Source organism: Paraburkholderia sp. LEh10 (genome assembly GCF_017814945.1).
Lineage (GTDB): Bacteria > Pseudomonadota > Gammaproteobacteria > Burkholderiales > Burkholderiaceae > Paraburkholderia.
The window spans coordinates 1-4,481 of record NZ_JAGIPX010000162.1 but is presented as its reverse complement, the minus strand read 5'-3'; the positions used below and the strand labels follow the sequence as shown (position 1 = coordinate 4,481).

Annotated in this window: 5 protein-coding genes and 2 pseudogenes; 6 read left to right on the top strand and 1 reads right to left on the bottom strand. The window is 60.6% G+C overall.

The genetic code is table 11. The features are described 5' to 3' along the window. Nucleotides 1–73 (bottom strand): annotated as a pseudogene (locus tag J8I87_RS43430) (IS200/IS605 family transposase); the annotation flags it as partial. Between the two features lie 603 nt (nt 74–676). Here J8I87_RS43430 and J8I87_RS43425 point away from each other — a divergent pair. The 6 genes and pseudogenes from J8I87_RS43425 to J8I87_RS43400 form a co-directional block, all read left to right on the top strand. Further along, the gene (locus J8I87_RS43425) at nt 677–2,179 is read left to right on the top strand and encodes a toluene monooxygenase (RefSeq protein WP_209938764.1); all 1,503 of its coding nucleotides are present in this window, start codon (nt 677–679) and stop codon (nt 2,177–2,179) included. A 24-nt stretch (nt 2,180–2,203) separates the two neighbouring features. Beyond that, a complete protein-coding gene (locus J8I87_RS43420) occupies nt 2,204–2,464 on the top strand; it encodes a toluene-4-monooxygenase system B family protein (RefSeq protein ID WP_015004451.1) in 261 nt (86 codons plus the stop codon). Nucleotides 2,465–2,471: 7 nt separating this feature from the next. After that, nucleotides 2,472–2,807, top strand: a complete 336-nt coding sequence (locus tag J8I87_RS43415; RefSeq protein ID WP_209938763.1) for a Rieske 2Fe-2S domain-containing protein — start codon at nt 2,472–2,474, stop codon at nt 2,805–2,807. A gap of 21 nt (nt 2,808–2,828) precedes the next feature. After that, complete coding sequence (locus tag J8I87_RS43410) at nt 2,829–3,143, top strand: MmoB/DmpM family protein (protein WP_209938762.1); 315 nt, start codon at nt 2,829–2,831, stop codon at nt 3,141–3,143. Between the two features lie 12 nt (nt 3,144–3,155). Beyond that, a complete protein-coding gene (locus J8I87_RS43405; RefSeq protein ID WP_209938760.1) occupies nt 3,156–4,142 on the top strand; it encodes an aromatic/alkene monooxygenase hydroxylase subunit beta in 987 nt (328 codons plus the stop codon). 52 nt (nt 4,143–4,194) lie between these two features. Beyond that, nucleotides 4,195–4,428: pseudogene (locus J8I87_RS43400) on the top strand (ATP-binding protein); the annotation flags it as partial. Between the last annotated feature and the right edge of the window lie 53 nt (nt 4,429–4,481).

Genomic DNA, 4,481 nt, shown 5'->3' with positions numbered 1-4,481 from the left:
GCTCGTCCAGCCCCACCGTAGAAACGAAGTAGCCTCGGGCCCAAAAGTGCTCGCCGGTAAAATTTCGCTGCCGTGCTGCGCTGGGGAAATGTTGCATATCCGACAATGTCGGATATGCAACACTGCAGTTGCCGTGACAAGGCGAATTAAGGAGGCGGATTTAGCTTATGCTGCAAGCCGCCTAACTCCGCCCAACGCATATCAACTCGATGCTCATTGAGTCACTTGGCGGGCAGCGTGGGGCCGCGCTCGGCGAAACGATTAACGGCCTTTACGGCCGAAGTCACTCATTTCGTGAAACGGCAAAAACTATCCAGCTTACCATCTCGAAGCTCGTGTCGCAGTAAGGCGCTGCGGTAAGATTCACACCCGCATTTGACGATGAAACAGCGGCGAAACCGAAGAAGATACTGCCTCCGAGCGTCGCTACGGTGCTCAAACGCTGTCATCACCCAGCGGATGCGGCCCTGCTGTGCGTGGGGCGTGCGCGTCCTACTCGCCAAGCCTGCGCAATCTTGTGTTCCACGTTCGCTTCGCCGCGATTCATAGATTTTTCGCCGCAGCCGCCAAGAAAGAAACACCGCGCATTGGCATTGACCTTGCTTTCAAGGGTCGCCCGGCGCAGTGCATATCGTGCCGGGCGACACATTGTCCATTCCAGCAGGGGGACATCACGATGGCGTTACTGGAACGAGCGGGATGGTATGACATTGCACGTGCCACCAACTGGACTTCAAGCTATGTGGCGGAGTCGGAGATCTTTCCCGATCTCATGTCTGGGGCACAAGGCATTCCCATGGCGAGCTGGGAAACCTACGACGAGCCATACAAGACTTCATATCCCGAGTATGTGCGCGTGCAGCGCGAGAAAGACGCCGGCGCCTACTCGGTGAAGGGCGCGCTTGAGCGCAGCCGCATGTTCGAGGACGCCGATCCGGGCTGGCTGTCCATTCTGAAGGCGCACTACGGTGCAATTGCGCTCGGCGAATATGCGGCGATGAGCGCGGAGGCTCGAATGGCACGTTTCGGCCGTGCGCCCGGCATGCGCAACATGGCCACCTTCGGCATGCTCGACGAGAACCGTCATGGCCAGTTGCAGCTCTACTTTCCTCACGACTACTGCCCCAAGGATCGCCAGTTCGATTGGGCCCACAAGGCGTACCACACTAACGAGTGGGGTGCGATTGCCGCGCGCAGCGCGTTCGATGATCTGTTCATGTCGCGCAGTGCAATCGAAATCGCGGTCATGCTCACCTTCGCGTTCGAAACGGGTTTTACCAACATGCAGTTTCTCGGCCTCGCGGCCGATGCTGCCGAAGCGGGCGACTTCACCTTTGCAAGCCTGATCTCCAGCATTCAGACTGACGAGTCGCGCCATGCGCAAATCGGCGGCCCCGCATTGCAGATCCTGATCGCCAACGGCCGCAAAGAGCAGGCCCAAAAGCTCGTTGACATCGCCATCGCGCGCGCTTGGCGTCTGTTCTGCCTGCTCACGGGCTCGTCGATGGATTACGCCACGCCGCCCGTGCACCGCAAGCAGTCGTTCAAGGAATTCATGCGGGAGTGGATCGTAGGCCAGTTCGAACGCACGCTGATCGACCTCGGACTCGACCTGCCGTGGTACTGGGCGCAGATGATCAACGAGGTCGACTACCAGCACCACGCCTATCAATTGAGTATCTGGTTCTGGCGGCCTACTGTCTGGTGGAATCCTGCTGCCGGCATGACGCCTGAGTGCCGCGACTGGCTCGAAGAAAAATATCCCGGCTGGAACGACACGTTCGGCAAGGCGTGGGACGTCATCATCGATAACCTGCTCGCCGGCAAGCCCGAACTCACTGTTCCGGAGACGCTGCCGATCATCTGCAACATGAGCCAGCTGCCCATTTGCGCGATCCCTGGCAATGGCTGGAATGTGAAGGACTATCCACTCGACTACAACGGCCGCACATATCACTTCAACTCGGAAATCGATCGCTGGGTGTTCCAGCAGGACCCCGTTCGCTACCGCGATCACCTCACGCTCGTCGATCGCTTCCTGGCCGGGCAGATCCAGCCGCCTGACCTGACGGGCGCGTTGAAGTACATGGGGCTCGCACCGGGCGAAATCGGCGACGACGCGCACCACTACGCGTGGGTCGAAACGTACCGCGACAAGCGTTACGAAAAAAAGCCGTGAAGCGGCGATTCAATGGAGGACGACATGGCTCTTTTCCCTGTGATTTCCAATTTTCAGTACGACTTCGTATTGCAGCTCGTGGCCGTGGATACGGACAACTCGATGGACGAGGTCGCCGCCGCAGCGGCTCACCATTCGGTGGGCCGGCGAGTAGCGCCTCGACCGGACAAGGTGATCCGCGTGCGCCGCCAAGACGGCGAACAGTTCTATCCGCGCGACGCGAAACTCGCCGAGACCGACATCAAGCCGATGGAAACGCTCGAATTCATCTTTTGCGACGACTGAGGCCAGCATGTTGTTCCAGAAAGTTTGCACCCTCGACGACCTGTGGGAAGGCGAGATGACCGAAGTGGAAGTGGATGGCCACGTGATCGTGCTGGTACGTCCCGAAGGCGGCGAGCCGCGCGCCTTTCAGGGCATTTGCCCGCACCAGGACATTCCACTCGTCGAAGGAAAATTCGACGGCCGCGTGCTGATGTGCCGCGCGCATCAGTGGACCTTTGACGCAAGCACCGGCAAAGGCATCAATCCGGGTGACTGCCGTCTCGCCGAATACGCCGTGAGACTCGAAGGCGACGATGTTCTGATTGCCGTCGAAGGCGTCGAACCGCTCTTTACGCATTCCTGAGTCCGCAGGGGGGAACACAACATGACCATCGACAACACCGCAGAAGCGTACCGCAACAACCGTGTGGGCCCCGTGCTGCGCGCGAGCAGCATCACGGCCAGCGTCATCGAAGCCGCGCGCGAGGACAACCCCGGCAAGGCGATTCGCGTAGACGACAAGCTCGCCTATGTGCGCATTGACGCGGACGGCGAGCTGATCCTGCGTCGCGCGACGCTGGAGGATACACTGGGTCGGCCGTTCAGGATGTCCGAGTTCGAAGTGAACCTCAGCTCGTTTGCGGGCCGCATCGAGACGACCGACGACTATGTGCGCTTTTACTACGAAAAAACGCTTTAACTGGAGACGAGCATGACGCAACCCGAAGTCCTCAAGCCACTCAAGACGTGGAGCCATCTGGCGGCCCGACGGCGCAAGCCAAGCGAGTACGAGATCGTCTCGACCAACCTGCACTACACGACCGACAATCCCGATGCGCCGTTCGAGCTCGACCCGAACTTCGACATGGCGCAATGGTTCAAGCGAAACCGCAATGCGTCGCCGCTGACTCATCCGGACTGGAATGCGTTCCGCGATCCGGACGAACTCGTCTACCGCACCTACAACCTGCTCCAGGACGGGCAGGAAACGTATGTCTTCGGGCTGCTGGACCAGTTCTCGGCACGCGGGCACGACACCATGCTGGCACGGACGTGGGCCGGTACGCTCGCGCGCCATTACACGCCCGCGCGCTTCCTGTTCCATGCACTGCAAATGGGCTCGGCTTATCTGACCCAGATGGCGCCCGCCTCCACGATCTCGAACTGCGCCGCTTACCAGACGGCAGACTCACTGCGCTGGCTCACGCACACGGCGTATCGCACCAAGGAGCTGTCGCAGACATTCGGCGACCTCGGCTTCGGCACCGACGAGCGGCACTACTGGGAGCAGGATCCCGCATGGCAGGGCTGGCGCAAGCTCGTCGAACACGCACTCACTGCATGGGACTGGGCGGAGAGCTTCGTCGCGCTGAACCTCGTTGCCCGCCCGGCGGTGGAAGAAACCGTCTTGCGAAGCCTCGGCGTGGCGGCGCGGCACAACGGCGATACGCTGCTTGGCCTCATCACCGATGCGCAACTGATTGACGCCCAGCGGCATCGGCGTTGGGCCGCCGAACTCGTTCGCATGGCGCTCGAGCAGGAAGGCAACCGCGCCGTGCTGACGGCCTGGGTGAGCAAGTGGGAACCGCTCGCCGACGAAGCTATCGCGGCCTGGTGTGCCGCCCTCCCCGACGCACCGGATGCCAGCGCGCGCGAGAGAGCGGCCGCGCGTGAGTTCCGGCGCGCCATCGGTATATGAGTGTTGGCACAAGCCGGCCCATGAAACATCGGAAGCACAAAGTGAAACAGCCCGGAAGGATCAGGCCGAAACCAGCGTGCTATTCGAGCTGATTGCCGAAAGATATGAGCGCCGTAGCCTTCTGATAATCACCGCCAACCAGCCGTTCTCGGGCTGGAATGACGTGTTTCCTGATCCCGGCATGACCGTCGCTGCAATCGACCGGCTCGTCCATCATTCGACGATCTTCGAGATGAATGTCGAAAGCTACCGTCGTCGCACGGTATCCGCCCGAGAATCCCCGTAGTAGCGAGTGCTCTCGATTTCGCCGAAACTTCAGTACCGTAGGGGAGATGGTCG

Bases quoted from the DNA above. Each gene is read 5' to 3' on its own strand.
- J8I87_RS43425 (WP_209938764.1), top strand. From the start codon at position 677: ATGGCGTTACTGGAACGAGCGGGATGGTATGACATTGCACGTGCCACC.
- J8I87_RS43420 (WP_015004451.1), top strand. From the start codon at position 2,204: ATGGCTCTTTTCCCTGTGATTTCCAATTTTCAGTACGACTTCGTATTG.
- J8I87_RS43415 (WP_209938763.1), top strand. From the start codon at position 2,472: ATGTTGTTCCAGAAAGTTTGCACCCTCGACGACCTGTGGGAAGGCGAG.
- J8I87_RS43410 (WP_209938762.1), top strand. From the start codon at position 2,829: ATGACCATCGACAACACCGCAGAAGCGTACCGCAACAACCGTGTGGGC.
- J8I87_RS43405 (WP_209938760.1), top strand. From the start codon at position 3,156: ATGACGCAACCCGAAGTCCTCAAGCCACTCAAGACGTGGAGCCATCTG.